Source organism: Cytobacillus luteolus (assembly GCF_017873715.1).
Lineage (GTDB): Bacteria > Bacillota > Bacilli > Bacillales > Bacillaceae_L > Bacillus_BV > Bacillus_BV luteola.
The window spans coordinates 1-22,225 of the sequence record NZ_JAGGKM010000011.1 but is presented as its reverse complement, the minus strand read 5'-3'; the positions used below and the strand labels follow the sequence as shown (position 1 = coordinate 22,225).

Below are 22,225 nucleotides of genomic sequence, written 5' to 3'. Positions count from 1 at the left end.
AGAAAAAAATACATATTGGCATTTTTTAATGTTAACATAGGAAAAAATATCCGTCAACATTTTCCACCTTAAAGTATTGACATTAAAATCATTTTCAGTTATAGAGTACTAACATTCGTTTTATGTCTACTTTTTCTTTCACTTCAGTCACGGATGGCCCTGATAATATAATAACCTTTATCTCTTTTCACAATCTCAACCTCATCAAAAATAGATTCTAGTTTCTCGATTGCAGATGGTGCCCCTTGCTTCTTTTGAATAACTACCCATAACTCACCTTTTGGGAGTAGGAATTGATAGCTTTCTTCTAGTATTTGATGTACCACCTTTTTCCCTGCACGAATTGGAGGGTTGGAGAGGATGGCAGCAAATCTTTTCTCTAGATCAACCGCATTGAATACATCACTTTTATAGATTTTAACATTAGAAACTTCATTGTTAGCTGCATTTTGCTTGGCTAAGTCAATTGCACGTTCATTCACATCGATCATCTCAACTTTTCGCGAAGAACAATCCTTTGCCAGCGAAAGACCAATAGGTCCATAACCACAACCTACATCTAGCAAATCACCTTCAATAGTAGGAAATTGAAATGTTTCGATTAGAAGGCGAGAGCCGAAATCTACTTCATTTTTCGAAAAAACTCCGCGATCACTTTTAAATTGAAGGACAATACCCCTTAAAGTAAAGTTTATATTTTGAGGATTACTTGCTGTCGACGGTTTGTTTGTATAGTAGTGTTCTGTCATTGTTATGTACCTCCTCTAATATAGGAGTTCCTGAGCTATTCTATAGCATCGTCAAAAGTGCAACTTTTTATCACTGAAGGATGTAGTCAAAAAAAGCTCGCCTGTTTTCAAGCGAGCTTTCTATTGATCAATGAAATTATTACTTAACTTCTACGTTAGCTCCAACTTCTTCAAGTTTAGCTTTTAATTCTTCAGCTTCTTCTTTAGAAACGCCTTCTTTAACAGCTTTTGGAGTGTTGTCAACTAGTTCTTTAGCTTCTTTTAAGCCAAGACCTGTTAATTCACGTACTACTTTGATAACTTTGATTTTTTGGTCGCCAGCGCCAGCTAGGATTACATCAAATTCAGTTTGCTCAGCAGCAACTTCGCCACCAGCAACAGCACCCATAGCAACAGGAGCAGCAGCAGTTACACCAAATTCTTCTTCAATTGCTTTTACTAAGTCGTTAAGTTCTAAAACAGTCATATTTTTTACAGCTTCTAAGATTTGTTCTGTAGTCATTGTAAAATCCTCCTTGTTTTTTATCCTAATATGGAAAATCGAATAGATAATTGTAATTGCGTGTTAAACTTACGCGCCTTGTTCTTCTTTTTGTTCTGCAACAGCTTTTGTAACAAGAGCGAAATTGCGCATAGGTGCTTGAAGCACGCTAAGCAACATAGAAAGTAATCCTTCGCGTGATGGAAGTTCAGCAAGAGCTTTAACTTCTTCAAGAGTAGCAATGTTACCTTCAATTACACCAGCTTTAATTTCTAATGCTTCATGCTTCTTAGCAAAGTCATTAAGAATTTTAGCAGGAGCAACTACATCTTCATTACTGAACGCAATTGCATTCGGTCCAGTTAATGCGTCGTTAAGACCAGTGATCTCAGCAGCCTCAGCAGCACGACGAGTTAATGTGTTTTTGTAAACTTTAAAATCGATTCCTGCATCACGAAGTTGTTTACGAAGTTCAGTTACTTCAGCAACACTTAGTCCACGGTAGTCAACAACGATTGTTGATTTACTAGCACGGAATTTATCAGCAATTTCAGTTACGATTTGTTTCTTTTGTTCTACTGCATTACTCATCCTTACACCTCCTGTAGATTTTTATCTCACACTTGATACCGCATCGGTGTAATCATATAAAAACCTCCACATCTCGAGACATGGAGGCTGTATAGTAAAATTCATAGATGGATTAACCATCAGCAAATCACTACACCTCGGTAGGAAATTAAGCTCTCATTGAGGCACCTACTGTCTACGGTTCAGATGAAACTATTTATTTCAAACAACAAGATTTATTATAGTTAATGACTTATAAAAAGTCAATATCCATTATTTAGAAGTAACAAAAGTTGATGGATCTACCTTAACTCCAGGTCCCATCGTTGAAGATACAGCAAGGTTTTTCATGTACGTACCTTTTGCTGCAGATGGTTTAACTTTTAACATTGTTTCGTAGATTGTTGTAAAGTTCTCAACTAGCTTGTCGCTTTCGAATGAAACTTTACCGATTGGCACGTGGATATTACCAGCTTTGTCAACACGGTATTCAACTTTACCAGCTTTGATTTCTTTAACTGCACGGTCTACGTCAAATGTAACTGTACCAGTTTTAGGATTTGGCATTAAACCTTTAGGTCCTAATACTCGACCAAGTTTACCAACTTCACCCATCATATCTGGAGTAGCTACGATTACATCAAAATCAAACCAACCTTGAGTGATTTTAGTGATGAAATCTGCATCTCCTACATAATCTGCACCAGCAGCTTCTGCTTCTTTTGCTTTTTCACCCTTAGCGAATACTAGTACACGTTGTGTTTTACCAGTACCGTTTGGAAGAACAACTGCTCCACGAATTTGTTGGTCAGCTTTCTTAGGGTCAACGCCTAAACGGAATGCAACTTCAACAGATGCATCAAATTTAGTAGTTGTTGTTTTCTTTACTAGTTCAATAGCTTCAGCTACTGAGTAAGCTTGTGTACGGTCTACTAATTTAGCAGCTTCAACGTACTTTTTGCCTCTTTTTGCCATTGTTAAAATCCTCCTCGAATGTGGTTTTAGCGGAATGGAACCTCCCACGAATAAAGGTTGCGAACTGGAAAACCATATCCGCAACCCCCAAAACAAAAGCACGCAGGGTTAATTAGTCTTCAATAACAATACCCATGCTACGTGCAGTACCTTCAACCATACGCATTGCAGACTCAACGTTTGCAGCATTTAGATCTGGCATTTTAGTCTCTGCAATCTCACGTACTTTATCACGCTTAACTGTTGCTACTTTTTTACGGTTTGGTTCACCAGAACCAGACTCAATTCCAGCTGCTTTCTTAAGTAGAACTGCTGCTGGCGGAGTTTTCGTAATAAACGTAAATGAACGGTCTTCAAAAACCGTAATCTCAACAGGAATGATTAGTCCAGCTTGTTCTGCTGTACGAGCGTTAAACTCTTTACAGAATCCCATAATGTTTACACCTGCTTGACCTAGTGCTGGTCCAACTGGTGGTGCTGGGTTAGCTTTTGCAGCAGGGATTTGTAATTTTACCATTTTAATTACTTTTTTAGCCACGAGACACACCTCCTTAAAGTCCGTGATGTGGTAATAGGGGTTTACCCTCCCACTCAACGTATTCTTTATGTGAATATAAAGAATTTTGATAGTTAGTCCTATATATCGTTAAGACATACTGACCTATGAAATATTACCACTTTTCGATTTTAATTTCAAGTTATTTAAAACTATATTTTTTCAACTTGTGAAAAATCCAGTTCTACCGGTGTTTCACGGCCGAACATATTTACATGCACTTTAACTTTTTGTTTGTCCTTATCGATATCCTCAATTGCACCTGTAAAGTTAGCAAACGGACCTTCTTTTACCTTAACTGTTTCTTTAAGCTCGAAGTCTACTTCAATCACTTTCTGTTCCATACCCATGTGTTTTAATATATTTGTAACTTCATCAGGTAATAGAGGAGTCGGTTTTGACCCTGATCCAGCAGATCCAACAAATCCAGTAACACCAGGAGTATTTCGAACAACATACCAAGAATCATCGGTCATTATTATTTCAACCAATACATACCCCGGGAATACCTTCCTTTTCGTTACTTTCTTTTTACCATTTTTGATATCAGTTTCTTCTTCTTCAGGAACGACTACTCTAAAAATTTTATCCTGCATTCCCATTGTTTCAACACGCTTTTCTAAATTTGCTTTAACCTTGTTTTCATAACCAGAATACGTATGTACTACATACCAATTTTTTTCCATTCATGTTAGGACGCTATGTCCTTCCCTCCCTAAAAAGTTTCAATTAAAAAAACCCGTCACCGGGCTTTTTTCGACTTCCTGTATTATCCATCATTATACCATGAGAATAGTATACTTATTCAATCACAAAACGAATAATTTCTGAAATTCCTAAATCAATCACAGCAAAGAACACAGAAACGAAAATAACCGTAGATAACACGATAATCGTATAACGTGTTAATTCTTTGCGCTTTGGCCAACTTACTTTTTTCATTTCGCGAACTACATCACGTAAAAACTTAGTTAAACGCTTCATTCAAGTTACCTCCAGCAATTTTGAAACAATTCTCATGTAGAGCCTCACTTAGTTTCTCGGTGAGCTGTATGAGCATTGCAAGTTTTACAAAATTTATTTATTTCAAGGCGTTCCGCTACGTCTTTTCCATTTTTCATCGTCGTATAATTACGACTTCCACAGACTACACATGCCAAAACTACTTTTTTCCGCATCGTAGCACCCCATTTCAAAGACCACGTAGGCGATTGTTAAAAATGTTAATACGTCTGACTTGACAAAAAACTTACAAATTATTTCATCTTTAAAACTTTATCATAGGCTTGTTTTTAATGTCAATACCATATGTAACCTTCACTCTATGAAACAGCTAAATGTTTTTATTTAAAACTATAGTGTAAGCTCCCTAATTTCTAAATAACGTTCGAGCTTTCTTTTTACCCGCTGAAGTGCATTATCTATCGATTTGACGTGACGATTAAGATCTTCAGAGATTTCCTGGTATGATCTACCATCGAGATACAATGCTAATACCTTACGTTCTAAATCACTTAGCAGCTCGGCCATTTTCACTTCAATGTCATCGAATTTCTCTTGATTAATAATCAATTCCTCTGGGTCTAATACTTTAGCACCAGATATAACATCCATTAAGGTTCTGTCCGATTCATCATCATAAATAGGCTTATCGAGAGATACGTAGGAATTAAGAGGAATATGTTTTTGTCGAGTGGCTGTTTTAATTGCAGTAATGATTTGACGAGTAATACATAGTTCTGCAAAGGCCTTAAAAGAAGATAGCTTGTCCTCTTTATAATCACGAATCGCCTTATAAAGGCCAATCATACCTTCCTGAACAATATCTTCTCTGTCCGCTCCAATTAGAAAATAAGACCTTGCTTTTGCACGAACAAAATTACGATATTTATTAATTAAGTAATCCAGTGCATCACTTTGACCTATATGAACTAATTCAATGACTTCTTCATCCTCGAGTAGTCCGTATTTAGTGTTGTCTTTGACATCGAAGCTTGAGCTCATACCGATCCCCCCGAACGCACATAATGGTAAAATACTAAATTCTCTTAGAAAAGTTAGTTTGTACTTTACCTAGATAGAAATATTATACAGGACAAAATAAAACAGCGTCAACCGGTCATTGTTGCCCTCTTCGCCATTTTTCGAAAATTTCTGCAACTTCATTTGATAATTGAATCTTAGAAGCTGGCTTTTTCTCTACTGTTTTTTTGACTTTATTTTCTATCCTCTTTTCAACCGAACCCATTTCATTTAGGAGTTCTCGTGCTGATTTCCTTAGTGCTCCTTGTCCAAAGATCGCCCATTGTTCAGTATAATCAGAAGTCGCTACATGAATTTGCGTTTTTATATTATTTAATTGCTTAGCTAATTTCTCGATATGTTCGTCTGCAGTCTCATTACCTTTGGTAAATATTACCTCAACCTTGTGTTTATGATTTTTCTTTTCGATTCCTTTCACAAGGTGTGCGTCAAAAACAATAATCACTCTATATCCTGTGTACGCTTGATATTCTGCCATTTTTTCAATTAGCAAATCCCGAGCTGAAGAAAGGTCCTTCGATTTTAACTCTCTTAAAGAAGGCCAAGCGCCAATGATGTTATATCCATCAACAATCAGGATATCCATATTAATTAGCTCCCTAGAGGATTACGCTTACGATAAACCTCATACATTAACAAACTTGCTGCTACTGATGCATTTAAGGAAGTAACACTCCCTGCCATTGGAAGTCTAACTAAAAAGTCACATTTATCTCTAATAAGCCTGCCTATGCCCTTTCCTTCACTACCAATAACCAAGCCAATTGGCATTGTACCGTCCATATTACGATAATCATCTTTGCCTTTAGCGTCTGTACCAACAATCCAAACACCACGTGTCTTTAACTCTTCGATTGTCTGAGCCATATTCGTGATACGAACGACTGGGATATGCTCAATTGCACCAGTAGATGCCTTAGCTACAGTTGCAGTTAACCCAACTGCTCTTCTCTTGGGAATAATAATTCCATGTGCTCCTACTGCATCTGCTGTTCTCATAATGGACCCTAGATTATGTGGATCTTCGAGTTCATCTAGCAAAAGAAAAAATGGGTCCTCACCTCTTGTTTTTGCACTATTAAATAGGTCTTCTAATTCAGCATATTTATAGGCGGCAACAGAAGCAACAACTCCCTGATGGTTACCTTCTACCATTTGGTCTATCTTCTTTTTGGGAACAAACTGAACTAGGATTCCTTTTTCTTTTGCCATCCCGACAACTTGGGTCATCTGCCCTTTCTGAGAGCCTTCTGCTATCCAAATTTTATTAATTTCTCTTTCACTTTTAAGTGCTTCCACTACCGGATTTTTTCCGATGATAAATTCACTAGACATATTTTTTCCTCCTTTCATTTATCTTGTTACGTATATATAGTTATAAGCTTTTTACTGTTCAATAATCGATATTGCCTTAGTTATAATTTCGAGCACTCGTTCTTCGTTTTTTCGAAGAAAATGGAAGCCAATTAGTGCTTCGAATGCTGTACTATATCTGTAGGTTTGTACATCTGTGTTTTTAGGGACAGTCCCTGATTTTGCATTTCTTCCTCTGCGTATGACACCTTGTTCTTCTTCTGTAAAAAAGCTTTCTTCTGCAAGAGCATGAAGTACTCTTGCTTGAGCTTTAGCCGACACATAGTTTTTCGCTTTGTTATGTAGCTGATTCGGTTTAACAGCTCCTTTAAGGAGTAGGTGATGCCTTATGTGTGTATCGTACACAGCATCACCCATATATGCTAATGCTAAACTGTTAATTTGAAGAACATCCAGCCTTTGTTCTGTTGACATTGGTATTATCCTCTTTTCCATCGAGTCCCTTGAGGAGTATCTTCAAGAATGATATTCTTTGCCTTTAATTCATCACGAATTTGATCAGACAATGCAAAATCGCGATTTTTTCTGGCTTGAATTCTCTTTTCAATAAGTGCTTCAATTTCCTCATCGAGTAATTGATCCTCTGCTAATGTTAAACCTAATACCCCAAAAAGTGTTTCGAATTCTTTTAAGAATGCCTTAATGACAACCTCTGCTGTATTTCTCTCTTGAAGATAATAGTTTGCTTGTTTCGATAGCTCAAATAGAACTGATATAGCATTGGCAGTGTTAAAATCATCATCCATTGCTTCAATAAAATCTTTTCTAAAAGAAGCAATTTTCGCTAACCATTCCTCATTAGTTGAAGTCAGGTTCGTACTGCTCTGTAATCGATGATTTAGGTTTGCAAAGGAAGTGCGTAGTCTATCTAAACCATTTTTCGTTTGATTAAGGAGCTCTTCGCTATAATTAATTGGATGACGGTAATGGACTGACAGCATAAAAAATCGAATTAATTGTGGGTCGTAATGCTTGATAATATCATGTACCAATACAAAGTTCCCTAACGACTTAGACATCTTTTCATTGTCAATATTAATATAACCATTGTGCATCCAGTAGTTTGCAAAAGTTTGGCCAGTAAGAGCTTCTGACTGGGCTATTTCATTTTCATGATGAGGAAACGAAAGGTCTTGGCCGCCAGCATGAATATCAATTGTTTCGCCTAAGAACTTCTTTGCCATTGCCGAACATTCAATATGCCAGCCAGGTCTTCCTTTCCCCCAAGGGCTATCCCAGTATATCTCTCCCTCTTTAGCTGCTTTCCACAGAACAAAATCTAGTGCATCTTGTTTTTTCTCGCCAACTTCAATTCTTGCTCCTGAACGTAGCTCATCAATTGATTGATGTGACAGCTTACCGTACCCCTCAAAGGATCTCGTTTTATAGTAAACATCTCCACCCGATTCATAAGCATAGTCTTTTTCAATCAAGGTTTCGATAAACTCAATAATAATATCAATACTTTCTGTTACCCTAGGATGAACATCTGCTCGAGAGCAACCAAGAGCCGATACATCTTCATGATAGGCATCAATAAATCGCTGTGCTACTGTTGGTACATCTACACCTAGTTCATTGGCAGCTTTAATTAGTTTGTCATCTACATCTGTAAAGTTTGAAACGAAATTCACTTCATATCCACGGAATTCAAAGTATTTTCGAACAGTATCAAAAACAATTGCTGGTCTTGCATTTCCTATATGAATATAGTTATAGACTGTAGGACCACATACATACATTTTAACTTTATTTTCTTCAATTGGACGAAAAACTTCCTTTCGCCTAGATAACGTATTATAGATTTGAATTGTCATACTTATGCTTCCTCTCTTTTTGGACTCTTGCTAACTCTTCTTGTAAATCAAAAATTCTATCTTCAAGTTCTTTCAAACGATCTGCAACTGGATCTGGAAGATCACTGTGATTTAGATCCTTTTTAACCTTCATTCCATTCTTTATAACTACCCTACCAGGGATTCCAACTACCGTTGAGTTAGCTGGTACATCATGCAAAACAACGGAACCCGCTCCAACTTTAGAGTTTTCTCCAATCGTAATGGAGCCAAGTACCTTAGCACCTGTAGCAATAAGAGCATTATCCTTAATGGTTGGGTGACGCTTACCTTTTTCTTTTCCAGTCCCCCCTAAGGTGACCCCCTGGAACACGGTAACATTATCTCCTATTTCACAGGTTTCCCCAATTACAACACCCATACCATGGTCTATAAAAAAACGTCTTCCTATTTGTGCACCTGGGTGAATCTCTATACCTGTGAAGAATCTGCTAATTTGCGAAATCAAACGAGCTAAAAAGAAAAACTTATTTTTATATAGCTTATGGGCAAGTCGATGGGACCATATCGCATGTAGTCCAGAGTATGTTAAAATAACCTCAAAATAAGATCTTGCCGCTGGATCTTGTTCAAATACAACATCGATGTCTTCTTTTAATGCTTTGAACATTATTGTCCCTCCGTTCACATTCTCTCTCTTCCAAAATAAAAAAGCGTCTCTGTGTTAAATAAACACAGAGACGCTTTGTAGGCGCGGTTCCACTCTGTTTAGGCAACAAATGCGATTGCCTCAACTCTAACCAAATAACGGATGGTATCCGCTCTTATCTACTGACTTCGTGCATACATTGCCGAGCTTTTGATAAGAGGCTCAGAGGTGCATTTCAAAAAACATCTTACGTAAACCACTTTCAGCCGGTGATGGTTCTCTCTGAAAAGAAAATGCTTTTTTACTCTCCTCATCAACACTTTTGCGTATTGCATTTTAAAGATGTACTCTTACTATATTACAAAATACTGTAATTGTTAACTAATTTGTTTTGATAGTCTTGCAATTATTTTGTCCTTACCTAGTAAGTGAATTGCTTTTGGTAAATCAGGGCCATGTGTCTGTCCTGTTGTTGCAACCCTTATTGGCATAAACAGTTGCTTTCCCTTAAATCCAGTCGCTTTTTGCACATTTTTCATCGCTGCTTTTATTTCTTCTGCTCCAAACGTAGATAGGGCTTTTACTTCATCTAAAAAGGCAGTAAGAACGGCAGGGACTTGCTCTTCTTTTAATACTTCTATGGCCTCTTCTTCAAAGGAAACATCCTCAGTAAAGAATAGTTCTGTTAATTCAACGATTTGAGCTCCAAAACTCATCTTCTCTTGGAATAATGCTATTAACTCTTTTGCCCAATCCATTTCCTGTTCACTTAAGTTTGTGTTCAATCGACCTGCTTTAATCAAGTGAGGTAGAGATAAGTCAACTAAGCGTTCGATATCAATTTGTTTCACATATTGATTATTCATCCATGTAAGTTTTTGTGTATCAAATAAAGCCGGTGATTTTGAAAGACGGTTTGAGTCAAAGATTTCAATAAATTTCTCTTTTGTAAAGATTTCTTCTTCCCCACCAGGTGACCAGCCTAATAAAGCGATAAAATTAAACAAGGCTTCTGGGATATAACCAAGCTCTTCATATTGTTCAATAAATTGAATAATGGACTCGTCACGTTTGCTTAGCTTTTTCCTGCTTTCATTCACAATCAACGTCATATGTCCAAAAACAGGAGTATCCCAGCCCATCGCTTCATAAATCATCATTTGTTTTGGTGTATTTGAAATATGATCTTCTCCACGTAGAACATGAGAAATTTGCATCAAGTGATCATCAACTGCAACTGCATAGTTGTAGGTTGGTGTTCCATCTTTTTTAACAATGACGAAATCACCGATCCCATCTGATTCAAAGGAGATTTCACCCTTAACCATGTCATTGAATGCATAGATTTTCCCTTCAGGAACGCGGAAGCGTATACTAGGAAGTTTCCCTTCGCTTTCAAATGCAGCTTGCTCTTCACTCGTTAGGTTACGATGCTTTCCTGAGTAGCGAGGCATTTCTCCTTTTGCTACTTGCTCTTCACGTTCTTTTTCAATTTCTTCTTCTGTACAGTAGCATTTATAGGCTAAGCCTTTCTCTAAAAGCTCTTGAGTATACTTAGCATAAATGTCTGTTCTTTCTGATTGACGGTATGGCCCGAACTCTCCGCCGACATCTGTACTTTCGTCCCAGTTGATTCCTAGCCATTTTAGGTATTTTAATTGGCTTTCTTCTCCACCTGCAATGTTTCGTTTTTGGTCTGTATCTTCTATACGGATTATAAATTTGCCGTTTTGGTTTCTAGCGAAAAGATAGTTAAATAGTGCTGTTCGTGCGTTACCTATATGTAAATGACCCGTTGGACTTGGTGCATATCTTACTCTGATTTCGTTTGTCATGGTACATCCTCCGTTTTTTCTTATGTTAAATTTAATCCTTACTTACAAGTAACACAGTAGCCTGAGCAGCAATACCTTCTGCTCTACCGGTGAAGCCTAGTTTTTCTGTGGTGGTTGCTTTTACGTTTACTTGAGAGATGGTTGATTCTAATAGTTCGGCAATTCTTTCTCTCATTTGTTCGATGTGTGGTGCCATTTTTGGCTTTTGTGCAATTATTGTACAGTCTATGTTTCCGAGTGTATAGCCTTCTGCTTTAACAAGTTTCCAAACATGCTGTAATAATACTGCAGAGTCTGCATCCTTAAAGTTTGGATCTGTGTCAGGAAAGTGCTTTCCAATGTCTCCTGCGGCAATTGCTCCTAAACAAGCATCTGCAATGGTATGTAATAAAACATCTGCGTCTGAATGTCCTAAGAGGCCCTTTTCATATGGGATTTCTATTCCCCCCATAATAAGTGGTCTCCCCTCTACAAGCTGATGTACGTCAAAACCTTGCCCTATTCGAATCACTTGTGTATCCCCCTTTTACCCTAAATGCCTTTCCACTTTTGTAGAATTGCTTCTGCAAAAACGAGATCTTCAGGAGTGGTTAGTTTTATATTTTGATAGTCGCTTTCTACAATAATAACCTCATGGTCCAACCTCTCAACTAGACTTGCTTCATCTGTTCCGAGGAAGTCGTCTTCCACTGCCTTTTCATGAGCTTGTTTCAATATTGAAACACGAAAAGCCTGTGGGGTTTGGACAGCCCACAAGCTTGATCGCTCAACCGTTTCTACAACTTTATTAGCATTAGTGGCTTTTTTAATCGTATCCTTAACAGGAACTCCAGCAATGGCTGCTCCTGATTCAGAAGCTGCACTTACTAATTTTGATAGGAGTTGTTGTTTCACGAAAGGTCTTGCACCATCGTGAACGAGAACAATTTCTACCCCATCTACTGCTAGTAATCCATTGTATACACTATGTTGGCGTTCTAGGCCACCCGAAACAATTGACGATACTTTATGAATAGAGTGTTTCAATACTAGTTCTTCAAATACCACTCGTTCGTTTTCGTTGACTACTAAAATAACACCAGCACAATCTTCATCTTGTTCGAAAACCATTAATGTATGAATAATAACTGGCTTACCAACTAATTCAATAAATTGTTTGTTTTTTCCCGCCTGCATTCTCTTTCCTTGCCCCGCTGCAGGTACAACCACTTGATACTTCATATTTCCTTTGCCCCTATTCATTGAAACAACTAAGACTTATTCATTATAATGCCTTTTCTAGTAGCTTTGGTTTCGCAAAAATCATTCGTCCTGCTGATGTTTGAAGTACACTTGTTACCAGTACATCAATCTTTTTACCTATATAATCCCTACCTTCCTCGACAACAATCATCGTACCATCATCGAGATAGGCAACTCCTTGATTATATTCCTTACCGTCCTTAATTACTTGTACATTTAATTCTTCACCAGGTAATACAACTGGTTTAACCGCATTTGCTAAATCATTTATATTTAACACAGCAACGTTCTGCAATTCACATACCTTATTTAGGTTAAAATCATTGGTAACTACTACACCCATTGTTAACTGTGCTAGCTTTACAAGCTTACTATCGACCTCAGCAATTTCATCAAAGTCGCCTTCATAAATCTCAACTTTGATTGATAACTCCTTCTGGATACGATTTAAAATATCTAGCCCTCTTCTACCGCGATTTCGTTTAAGTACATCTGAAGAGTCTGCTATATGCTGCAATTCTTCAAGGACAAATCTAGGGATAACAATAACCCCTTCTAAGAACCCAGTTTGGCAAATGTCCGCAATTCTCCCATCAATAATGACACTTGTATCTAAAATTTTTAACTTCTTTGCTGATGGGTCAACCTCTTCATCATCTAGACCTTTTTTCTTACCACTTTTATTAGAGCTACTAAATAGATTAACTAGTTCGTCTCTCTTTTTAAAACCAACTTGGAATCCTAGGTAGCCTAGAAGTAGGGTTACAAAAATAGGGACTACTGTATTTACAACAGTAAACTGTATGGACTTTAAAGGAATAACAATTAAAAAAGCAACGATTAATCCAAAAATAATACCTAAACTTCCAAACAATACATCGGTAACTGGTGCTTTCACTAACGTTTCTTCAAGCCATCTAATTAAACCAACAATGTAATCAACTAACCAAAATGTAGTAATGAATAAAATAATAGCACCTAATATGGCAAGTGTATATGGTTTATCTAAATACGGAATATCACCGACATTTAACAGCTCAAATAGTTCAGGTATAAAGAAAATCCCGAGCATTCCTCCTATTATAAGAAAAAATAGCTGTACAATACGTTTTAACATTCCTTCACCTCCTCCTTATCATTATTAACACTTTAAAATTATTGAAACCTGTATCCTATAGTTTTTTTAATTGTCTTTGGAAAGATTCATATAAATAAAAAAAATATAAATATATCACCATTAGAGTATCATCTACGAATTTTAGTGTCAATTTAACAAAAGGACCCATTTTATCATAGATAAATTGTATTATCAATTCATATTTGCCTATCAATAAATAACTGCTCTCTAATTCTTTTTAACCCCTCTTTGATCTTTCTTGCGCGTACCTCCCCTATCCCTTCAACCTCGTCTAACTGTTCTACGGATGATTGCATAATTTGTTTCATATTTTGAAAGGTTGATACTAAATTTTCTATGATAAGTGGAGGTAGTCTAGGGATTTTGTTTAAAATACGATATCCCCTGGTAGCTATTACTTCATCTGGGTCTGTTGCAACTGAATATCCTAATAATTTCAAGATAATCGTATCATCTAGTAATTCCTCATTTGATAGCTCTTGTAGTTTATCTAAAATTTCATAAGGCTCACTAGCTCGATCCTTCATATAATCCTTTATGACTAGAGCCGCTTCTTTTTCTACGTTCACTAGAAGCTCTGTCATTTGCAAGCGAAGAAGTCTTCCCTCTGTTCCTAATTCATTAATATAGCAAAGAATCTCACTTTTGATACGAAGTACCATCTCAATGCGGTGAAGAACCTGTAATACCTCAGCATGAGTTACTAGCTCTTCAAACTCAAGTGCACCAAGATCTGTAATCGCTTGATCAAGCACTGTTTTATATTTTTCTAAAGTTTGTATCGCTTGATTGGCTTTTGTTAAGATAACACCGATATCCTTTAGTGCGTAACGGAATTCTCCTTGATAAAGGGTAATGACGTTTCTACGTTGTGAAATAGCAACTACAAGTGCACCTGTTTGCCTTGCAACCCGCTCCGCCGTCCGGTGACGCATACCGGTTTCAGTAGACAGTGTATTTGTACTTGGGACAAGTTGTGCATTTGCATATAAAATCTTGCTTCCGGATTCATTTAGAATGATTGCTCCGTCCATCTTGGCAAGTTCATATAAATAAGCTGGTGAAAAAGGGCTATTTATTTGAAAACCCCCATCTACAACCTCTTTAACTATTTCATTATAGCCCACAACAATTAAACCACCTGTTTTGGCACGAAGTACATTATCAATCCCTTCCCGTATAGGTGTGCCTGGAGCAATAAACCGAAGAATATGATTTAAACTCTTATCATTTTGATGGTGTTCAATCATTCATTATCCCCCTAACGTGTATTGTAGAGCTTCCCTCACACTTGCTACTCCAACAACCTCTACTCCTTTTGGTACTGTCCATCCTCCTAAATTACGCTCTGGAATAATTACTCGTTCAAAACCAAGTTTAGCAGCCTCCTGAACCCTTTGTTCAATCCTTGCTACTCGCCTTACTTCACCTGTTAGACCGACCTCTCCAATGAACACATCGGTAGGTTTTGGTGGTTGATCACGAAAACTAGAAGCAATACTTATAGCGACTGCTAGATCAATTGCAGGTTCATCCAGCTTTACTCCTCCTGCTACCTTCAAATATGCATCTTGATTTTGTAAGAGAAGTCCAACTCTCTTTTCAAGAACAGCCATTAGTAAGGATACACGGTTATGATCTATACCGGTTGCCATACGTCTAGGATTTCCAAAGCTAGTTGGAGATATTAATGCTTGAATTTCTACTAATACCGGTCGTGTTCCCTCCATTGAAGCGACAACAGTTGATCCTGCCGCTCCCTTTGACCGTTCTTCTAAGAAAATTTCTGACGGATTAGCTACTTCTTCTAATCCCGATTCCTTCATTTCAAAAATGCCCATTTCATTTGTAGATCCAAACCGGTTTTTTACTGCTCTCAAAATACGGTATGTATGATGTCTCTCTCCTTCGAAGTATAAAACTGTATCCACCATGTGTTCTAATAATCTCGGACCTGCAATGGATCCCTCTTTAGTAACATGACCTACAATAAAAATAGCAATCCCTTTCGTTTTCGCAATTTTCATCAATTCAGAAGTACATTCTCTTACTTGCGAAACACTGCCAGGTGCGGATGTAACTTCTGAATGATAGACTGTTTGAATTGAATCTACGACTACAAATCCGGGGTTTGTTTGTTCGATAGCCTGGGAAATATACTCTAAGTCTGTTTCAGCCAAAACAAATAACTGGTCAGAAACAACACCAAGACGGTCTGAGCGTAGTTTTGTCTGTTTAACTGATTCTTCACCTGAGATATATAAAACTTTTTCTTTACTCGCAAGCTGTGAAGAAACTTGTAACAATAATGTCGACTTTCCGATCCCTGGATCACCGCCTATTAATACGAGAGACCCTCTTACAATCCCCCCTCCAAGAACACGATTAAATTCAGAAATTGAAGTGTACATACGGGGCTCGCTACTTGTTTCAATTGAAGAGATAGGTGAAGGTTTGGTAACGATTGAGGAATTACTGTGGACAAACGCACCTCTTCTTGAGGGCTTTGCTTCGATTTCTTCAACAAATGTATTCCATGCTTCACATCCTGGGCACTTCCCCATCCATTTTGGTGATTCATAACCACATGATTGACAGATAAACTTTGTTTTTTTCTTTGCCATGATTTAGATACCCTCTCTTATTAAAATACCTTTGCTAATGTTAAATTATGTTACTTTTTGTAAGAAATCATAACAAACCTTACAAAAAAAGCCGAGATATACATCAAAAATATAGTTTTGAATTGTATACCTCGGCAGGTAGTTAGTTCTTATTTTACCTTTTCAGCAGACCTAACGACAAATTCACCATTTTCAATGTCTAAGACAATACTTTGACCCTTTTCAATCGTTCCTCGCAATAATTCCTCAGAAAGACGGTCTTCGACTTGTTTTTGGATTGCTCTACGTAAAGGCCTTGCTCCATATTCTAAATCGTGGCCTTCTTCCACAATTTTATCTTTTGCAGCATCTGTTAGTTCTAACTTAATTTCCTGTTCAACTAATCGTTTTGTTAATTGATCGGACATTAATGTAACAATGTCTTTCAAATGCTTTTTCTCTAAAGCATGGAAGACTATTATTTCATCAATACGATTTAAGAACTCTGGTCGGAAGGATTTTTTAAGCTCCTCCATAACCTTGCTCTTCATGTCCTTATAATCTTGTGTTTCATCTTGTAGATTAAATCCAACATACTTGTTTCTCTTTAAGGTACTAGCCCCTACGTTAGATGTCATAATCACTATTGTATTACGGAAATCGACTAATCGACCTTTCGAATCTGTTAAGCGTCCATCCTCTAATACCTGTAATAAAATATTGAATACGTCTGGATGTGCTTTCTCAATTTCATCTAAAAGAACAACAGAATAAGGTTTACGACGTACCTTCTCTGTTAGTTGTCCGCCTTCCTCATATCCAACATATCCTGGAGGTGAACCTACTAATCTTGAAGTCGAATGCTTTTCCATATACTCTGACATATCAATACGGATCATTGCATCCTCATCACCGAATATTGATTCAGCTAAAGCTCTTGCTAGCTCCGTCTTACCCACACCAGTAGGTCCTAAGAAAATAAATGAACCTGTTGGGCGTTTTGGATCCTTTAAGCCTGCTCTTGAACGTCTAACTGCCTTAGCAACTGCTTTTACAGCTTCTTCCTGTCCAATTACACGCGAGTGAAGGATTTCCTCCATATTTAATAACTTTTCAGTTTCTGTTTGAGCTAGCTTAGCTACAGGAATACCAGTCCAGTTCGCAACAACTGTTGCAATATCATCCACCGTAACTTCAGAGTTTTCTTGACCTTGTTTTTCTTTCCAGTTTTTCTTTGTTTCTTCAAGCTTTTCTCTCAAGCGCTGTTCACTGTCACGTAAGGATGCGGCTTTTTCAAATTCCTGACTTTGCACTGCAGCGTCCTTTTCCTTCCTAACACCCTCTAGCTTTTGCTCGAGCTCTTTTAAATTAGGAGGAGCAGTATAGGATCGTAAACGAACTTTCGAACCAGCTTCATCAATTAAATCAATTGCTTTATCTGGTAAAAATCGATCTGAGATATAACGGTCAGATAGTTTTACAGCTTGAATGATAGATTCATCAGTAATTGAAACACGATGATGCGCTTCATAGCGGTCTCTTAGCCCTTGTAAAATTTGAATGGATTCTTCAATAGTTGGTTCATCTACTTGTATAGGCTGGAATCTTCTTTCTAATGCTGCATCTTTCTCAATGTACTTTCGGTACTCATCTAGTGTAGTTGCTCCAATACATTGCAATTCTCCACGTGCTAATGACGGTTTTAAAATATTTGAAGCATCGATGGCACCTTCTGCTCCACCAGCACCAATTAATGTATGAAGCTCATCAATGAATAAAATGATATTTCCTGCTTGGCGAATTTCATCCATTACCTTTTTTAAACGATCTTCGAATTCACCACGATATTTTGTTCCAGCTACAACTGTTCCCATATCTAATGTCATTACACGCTTATCTCTTAGGGTTTCAGGTACCTCATTGTTAATAATTTGTTGCGCTAACCCTTCGGCAATTGCTGTTTTACCTACACCTGGCTCACCAATAAGAACAGGATTATTTTTCGTACGACGGCTCAGGACTTCAATCACACGCTGTATTTCTTTGCTTCGACCAATAACAGGGTCAAGACTTCCTTCTCTTGCAATGGCAGTTAAGTCTCTTGCTAAACTATCAAGTGTCGGAGTATTTGCATTAGCTGCTCCTCCTCCTTGATGCCCTGAAGAAGACTCATTGCTACCTAGTAGTTGTAGAACCTGTTGTCTAGCTTTGTTTAAGCTAACACCTAGATTATTTAAAACTCTTGCAGCCACTCCCTCACCTTCACGAATTAATCCAAGTAGGATATGTTCCGTTCCGACATATGAGTGACCAAGCTTTCTAGCTTCGTCCATAGATAGTTCGATAACTTTTTTTGCTCTAGGTGTATAGTGGATTGTTTGTGATGCATCTTGACCACGACCGATAAGGCCTTCTACTTCTTTTTGAATTTTTTCAGGACCTAATCCTAAAGCAACTAAAGCCTTCGCTGCAATCCCTTCACCTTCGCGAATTAAACCTAATAAAATATGTTCTGTACCGATATTGTTATGTCCTAAACGCACCGCTTCTTCTTGCGCTAGTGCTAATACTTTTTGTGCTCGCTCAGTAAATCTTCCAAACATCATCGATCATCAACCTCCAAGCTCATTTGTATTTTCTTCTTCAAGCTTTAATCGTTCTCGAATTAATGTGGCTCTTCTTATATCTCTTTCATTTGCTCTTAATGCACCACCTGAATATAACTGTAAAAAACCAGGTTGTGTTAATATCATTAATTCATTCAAGATTGTTCTGGAAATGTTCTTGAGAATTCCTAAATCAATTCCTAATCGAACATCAGACAAGCATTTTGCTGCTTCTTTCGACTCAATAATACGGCTATTAGCCAGAACACCATAGGAGCGATATACTCTGTCTTCTAATTGTATGTTTGAAGTCTTAACTAATGCTTCTCTGGCAGATCGTTCTTGTGAAATCAACTGACTAACAACGCTATTTAGATCCTCAACAATGTCCTCTTCCGTTTTTCCAAGTGTCATTTGATTCGATATTTGAAATAAATTTCCTAATGCTTCACTACCTTCACCATATATCCCTCTCACAACCAAACCAAGTTGATTAATAGCAGGAATAATTCGCTTCATTTGGTCTGTTAGAATTAAAGCAGGAAGATGCATCATGACTGAAGCACGCATTCCCGTTCCAACATTTGTAGGGCAGGTTGTCAAATAGCCTTTTTGCTCATCAAATGCATAATCTACATGTTGCTCTATCCAATCATCCAGTTCACTAGCTACCTTTAGTGCTTCATTTAATTGAAATCCGGGGTACAGACATTGTATTCGAATATGGTCTTCTTCATTAATCATAATACTAATTTCTTCATTCTCAGATAAAAGGCAGGCACCAAATGTAGCATCTTTTGCTAAGTGTGGACTAATTAAATGCTTTTCCACTAGTACTCTTTTCTCTAGTGGCTGAAGTTCATCCATTTTTAATAACTCAAACTCACCAATTTCTTGAAAAGACTCCTTTTCAAACCTTTCTTCAAATAGCTTTACAATTGACTGAGCTTCTTCGTTGGTAGATAGAGTTGGGAAAAGCATATCTTCAAAATTTCTAGCTAATCGTATTCGACTACTCAATACAATATCTGAGTCAGGGCCCTCCTGATTCATCCAAGAGCTAATAGCTTGATTGATAAAACGTTGTAGTGACATAGATTAACTTTCCCCCTCTCTATGTTCACTTACCTTTTTTTCTAAGGCACGAATTTGATCTCGAAGTAGTGCTGCTTGTTCAAATTCCTCATTAACAATTTGTTCTTGAAGACTTTGTTTTAACTCTTCAATCTCTTTACGGATATGAATTTTTCCTCCAGCCCGCTTCGGAATCTTGCCAATATGTGCTGTATTTCCACTATGCAATCTTTTTAAGATTGGTGTTAGATGCTTATTAAACGCTTTGTAACACTCGGAGCAACCGAATCTCCCTACCTTAGCAAACTGTTGAAATGTCATGTTACAACGGGGACACTGAGTAATTTCATTATTTATAAATGGTTTCGTTTCACTAATGGAAGGTTCAATATTTAATAAACCTGCCAACAAATTATTGATTGAAAAACCATTTCCCGAAAACATAAACATCTCACTTTTCTCCTGGGCACAATGTTCACAAATGTGAACCTCTGTCTTTTCACCATTCACTATCTTTGTAAAATGCAAGGTCGCAGGTCTCTTATTACATTCCTGACAAATCACTCTTCCTCACCTCTCCAAGACCTAAACTATAGAAAATCAAATCACGCTTATTTATGTTTTTTAAAACTATCAACTATATGTGAAACAACTTATTAATATTGAATGATTACTTGTACATTAAGGAAGTCAACATAGCCTTTATCATTCTTGCCCGTAACTCATCTCTATATGGAAGTTCAATAAATAAGACAGATCGATCAATGACACTAAGCATGATTTTTGCTTCTCTCCCAGAGAGAACACCCTCTTCGACCAAACGGGCAATCACATCTTCAGCACTTGCTTGTGAAATACGCCTATCTATTAAATTTATTAATTGTTTCAGAAGATGTGCATCATCATGAGATTGTACTTTCATGATTCGAATATATCCGCCACCACCACGTTTACTTTCCACAATATAACCACGCTCTAATGTGAATCTAGTATTTATTACATAATTAATCTGTGATGGCACACATTCAAATCGATGAGCGATTTCGCTTCGCTTTATCTCAACAATATCCCGATCACTTCTATCAAGAACTTGTTTTAAATACTGCTCGATAATATCGGAAATATTTTTCACCTATCTTCCACCTCGCTTGACTTTGACTATATTTGACTTTAATTTTATAGGTAATCATAAAAATTATCAAGTTGTAGCACTTACAAGTGTTAGCCTTGCCAAGTTTTTATAGAGTCTAAACCCACTTTTTTTAAAAGATTTTTTCAATCCTCTCCATTCTTGATAATTCTTCAAATACTTTTATTTTTTCTTCTGGATTTTTTATATCAGCTTCAATCGTATAACGAATCGTTCGATTGTTCTTTCCTTTACCATACCTTAAAGATACATTCATTATTTTTACCTTATGTGAGTCAAATACATTTAAAATTGTCGACAGCGAGATGTCATCCTTATTAACTACTATATGAAAAAATTGTGCCTTTGACCTATTTAATACGACAGATTCGAATTTATTTAAGAAAATTAAACTAAGTAAAACTACCGCTGTCGTTAATATAGCTGGAGCAAACATTCCAACCCCTACAATTAATCCTAACCCTGCTACTACCCAAATAGAGGCTGCAGTCGTTAATCCTCGAATCGTAGCACCTTTTACGAGAATTGTCCCGGCTCCTAAGAAACCAATGCCACTGATGACATATGATGGTATACGGGCAGGATCAAACCGAATGTTATCATGATCATTTAGATAAGGACCAAACCCATACAAAGACAATAACATCATCAAGCAAGAACCTACTCCAACAAGTAAGTGTGTTCGAAATCCTGCAGGATGCCGTTTAATCTCACGTTCAAGTCCTACTAGTCCACTTAAAATTGCCGCTAAAAATATGCGAATACTCATCGTATAAAACTCATCATTAAAAATCATCGACAAATCCATACATATCCCTCCAATACTACATTCCCTTCTTATTTGTAGGTGAAACGGAAAAGTGAGTTTCTATTATGTATACGAGTTAATTAAATATGGTATTACAAGAAATTATTTTAGTAGGATAATGTGAGGAGGCGGAGTGGAGGGTTAGTATAAGAAGATTCGAAGTCTTTTTTGAATAACCAATGATTCGGACTCGCTTGCCTATGTACTTGTTCAACCTGTCTGAATAAGCCTTGGATTCCGACTTGTTTGCCTATGTGCTTGCTCAACCTGTCGGAATAAACCTTGGATTCCGACTTGTTTGCCTATGCGCTTGATCAACCTGTCGGAATAAGCCTTGGATTCCGACTTGTTTGCCTATGCGCTTGCTCAACCTGTCGGAATAAACCTTGGATTCCGACTTGTTTTACAACCTCTCAGTAAGTCCTTTTCAAAAAAAACACAAAAAAAGAACCAGCACAGGGCTGGTTCTTTCGCTTCGCTTGGCAACGTCCTACTCTCACAGGGGGAAACCCCCAACTACCATCGGCGCTCGAGCTTTAACTTCCGTGTTCAGCGGTCAGCTTCCGATAAGCTTCA

General features: G+C 37.3%; 25 protein-coding genes and 2 other annotated features. All 25 genes read right to left on the bottom strand.

Going from position 1 to position 22,225, the window contains the following annotated elements:
* Positions 1-143: 143 nt before the first annotated feature.
* Positions 144-749 (bottom strand): class I SAM-dependent methyltransferase, encoded by a 606-nt coding sequence (locus J2Z26_RS20870; protein ID WP_193534122.1) that lies wholly within the window; start codon positions 747-749, stop codon positions 144-146.
* Between the two features lie 139 nt (positions 750-888).
* Positions 889-1,251 (bottom strand): 50S ribosomal protein L7/L12, encoded by a 363-nt coding sequence (gene rplL / locus J2Z26_RS20865; RefSeq protein ID WP_193534123.1) that lies wholly within the window; start codon positions 1,249-1,251, stop codon positions 889-891.
* Positions 1,252-1,320: 69 nt separating this feature from the next.
* Entirely contained in the window at positions 1,321-1,821 is a 501-nt protein-coding gene (gene rplJ, locus J2Z26_RS20860) for a 50S ribosomal protein L10 (RefSeq protein ID WP_193534124.1), read from the bottom strand.
* Between the two features lie 48 nt (positions 1,822-1,869).
* Positions 1,870-2,020, bottom strand: a sequence feature (ribosomal protein L10 leader region).
* Between the two features lie 53 nt (positions 2,021-2,073).
* Positions 2,074-2,775, bottom strand: coding sequence for a 50S ribosomal protein L1 (gene rplA / locus J2Z26_RS20855; protein ID WP_193470969.1), 702 nt, complete (start codon positions 2,773-2,775; stop codon positions 2,074-2,076).
* A 112-nt stretch (positions 2,776-2,887) separates the two neighbouring features.
* The gene (gene rplK / locus J2Z26_RS20850; RefSeq protein ID WP_193534125.1) at positions 2,888-3,313 is read right to left on the bottom strand and encodes a 50S ribosomal protein L11; all 426 of its coding nucleotides are present in this window, start codon (positions 3,311-3,313) and stop codon (positions 2,888-2,890) included.
* 170 nt (positions 3,314-3,483) lie between these two features.
* Complete coding sequence (nusG, locus tag J2Z26_RS20845) at positions 3,484-4,017, bottom strand: transcription termination/antitermination protein NusG (RefSeq protein WP_193534126.1); 534 nt, start codon at positions 4,015-4,017, stop codon at positions 3,484-3,486.
* 115 nt (positions 4,018-4,132) lie between these two features.
* Positions 4,133-4,315 (bottom strand): preprotein translocase subunit SecE, encoded by a 183-nt coding sequence (secE, locus tag J2Z26_RS20840; RefSeq protein ID WP_193470966.1) that lies wholly within the window; start codon positions 4,313-4,315, stop codon positions 4,133-4,135.
* A gap of 44 nt (positions 4,316-4,359) precedes the next feature.
* A complete protein-coding gene (rpmG, locus tag J2Z26_RS20835; protein WP_193534127.1) occupies positions 4,360-4,509 on the bottom strand; it encodes a 50S ribosomal protein L33 in 150 nt (49 codons plus the stop codon).
* Positions 4,510-4,684: 175 nt separating this feature from the next.
* The gene (gene sigH / locus J2Z26_RS20830) at positions 4,685-5,335 is read right to left on the bottom strand and encodes an RNA polymerase sporulation sigma factor SigH (RefSeq protein ID WP_193470964.1); all 651 of its coding nucleotides are present in this window, start codon (positions 5,333-5,335) and stop codon (positions 4,685-4,687) included.
* Positions 5,336-5,450: 115 nt separating this feature from the next.
* Complete coding sequence (locus tag J2Z26_RS20825) at positions 5,451-5,960, bottom strand: NYN domain-containing protein (RefSeq protein ID WP_193534128.1); 510 nt, start codon at positions 5,958-5,960, stop codon at positions 5,451-5,453.
* Between the two features lie 5 nt (positions 5,961-5,965).
* Positions 5,966-6,709, bottom strand: coding sequence for a 23S rRNA (guanosine(2251)-2'-O)-methyltransferase RlmB (rlmB, locus tag J2Z26_RS20820; RefSeq protein ID WP_193534129.1), 744 nt, complete (start codon positions 6,707-6,709; stop codon positions 5,966-5,968).
* 51 nt (positions 6,710-6,760) lie between these two features.
* On the bottom strand, positions 6,761-7,162 hold the full coding sequence (locus J2Z26_RS20815) for a Mini-ribonuclease 3 (protein ID WP_193534130.1): 402 nt from the start codon (positions 7,160-7,162) through the stop codon (positions 6,761-6,763).
* Positions 7,163-7,167: 5 nt separating this feature from the next.
* Positions 7,168-8,565 carry a cysteine--tRNA ligase gene (gene cysS / locus J2Z26_RS20810; RefSeq protein WP_193534131.1) on the bottom strand — a complete coding sequence of 466 codons (1,398 nt, stop codon included), beginning with the start codon at positions 8,563-8,565 and terminating at the stop codon, positions 7,168-7,170.
* Positions 8,546-9,214: a serine O-acetyltransferase gene (gene cysE, locus J2Z26_RS20805; RefSeq protein ID WP_227413557.1), complete on the bottom strand. Its 669-nt coding sequence runs from the start codon at positions 9,212-9,214 to the stop codon at positions 8,546-8,548. The genes cysS and cysE overlap by 20 nt, the downstream gene beginning before the upstream one ends.
* Positions 9,215-9,277: 63 nt before the next feature.
* Positions 9,278-9,519: a binding site (T-box leader), on the bottom strand.
* A gap of 51 nt (positions 9,520-9,570) precedes the next feature.
* Positions 9,571-11,028, bottom strand: coding sequence for a glutamate--tRNA ligase (gene gltX, locus J2Z26_RS20800; protein WP_193534132.1), 1,458 nt, complete (start codon positions 11,026-11,028; stop codon positions 9,571-9,573).
* A gap of 31 nt (positions 11,029-11,059) precedes the next feature.
* Complete coding sequence (gene ispF / locus J2Z26_RS20795) at positions 11,060-11,539, bottom strand: 2-C-methyl-D-erythritol 2,4-cyclodiphosphate synthase (RefSeq protein ID WP_193534133.1); 480 nt, start codon at positions 11,537-11,539, stop codon at positions 11,060-11,062.
* A 20-nt stretch (positions 11,540-11,559) separates the two neighbouring features.
* Positions 11,560-12,249 carry a 2-C-methyl-D-erythritol 4-phosphate cytidylyltransferase gene (gene ispD, locus J2Z26_RS20790; protein WP_193534134.1) on the bottom strand — a complete coding sequence of 230 codons (690 nt, stop codon included), beginning with the start codon at positions 12,247-12,249 and terminating at the stop codon, positions 11,560-11,562.
* Positions 12,250-12,292: 43 nt separating this feature from the next.
* Positions 12,293-13,387: a PIN/TRAM domain-containing protein gene (locus J2Z26_RS20785; RefSeq protein WP_193534135.1), complete on the bottom strand. Its 1,095-nt coding sequence runs from the start codon at positions 13,385-13,387 to the stop codon at positions 12,293-12,295.
* Positions 13,388-13,584: 197 nt separating this feature from the next.
* Complete coding sequence (gene disA, locus J2Z26_RS20780) at positions 13,585-14,658, bottom strand: DNA integrity scanning diadenylate cyclase DisA (RefSeq protein WP_193534136.1); 1,074 nt, start codon at positions 14,656-14,658, stop codon at positions 13,585-13,587.
* A 3-nt stretch (positions 14,659-14,661) separates the two neighbouring features.
* Positions 14,662-16,032, bottom strand: a complete 1,371-nt coding sequence (radA, locus tag J2Z26_RS20775) for a DNA repair protein RadA (RefSeq protein ID WP_193534137.1) — start codon at positions 16,030-16,032, stop codon at positions 14,662-14,664.
* A gap of 149 nt (positions 16,033-16,181) precedes the next feature.
* Positions 16,182-18,617, bottom strand: coding sequence for an ATP-dependent protease ATP-binding subunit ClpC (gene clpC / locus J2Z26_RS20770; protein WP_193534138.1), 2,436 nt, complete (start codon positions 18,615-18,617; stop codon positions 16,182-16,184).
* A gap of 6 nt (positions 18,618-18,623) precedes the next feature.
* A complete protein-coding gene (locus J2Z26_RS20765) occupies positions 18,624-19,712 on the bottom strand; it encodes a protein-arginine kinase McsB (RefSeq protein WP_193534139.1) in 1,089 nt (362 codons plus the stop codon).
* A 3-nt stretch (positions 19,713-19,715) separates the two neighbouring features.
* Positions 19,716-20,255: a protein-arginine kinase activator protein McsA gene (locus J2Z26_RS20760; RefSeq protein ID WP_193534140.1), complete on the bottom strand. Its 540-nt coding sequence runs from the start codon at positions 20,253-20,255 to the stop codon at positions 19,716-19,718.
* A gap of 106 nt (positions 20,256-20,361) precedes the next feature.
* Complete coding sequence (locus tag J2Z26_RS20755) at positions 20,362-20,823, bottom strand: CtsR family transcriptional regulator (RefSeq protein WP_193534141.1); 462 nt, start codon at positions 20,821-20,823, stop codon at positions 20,362-20,364.
* A gap of 130 nt (positions 20,824-20,953) precedes the next feature.
* On the bottom strand, positions 20,954-21,649 hold the full coding sequence (locus J2Z26_RS20750; protein ID WP_227413558.1) for an MgtC/SapB family protein: 696 nt from the start codon (positions 21,647-21,649) through the stop codon (positions 20,954-20,956).
* Between the last annotated feature and the right edge of the window lie 576 nt (positions 21,650-22,225).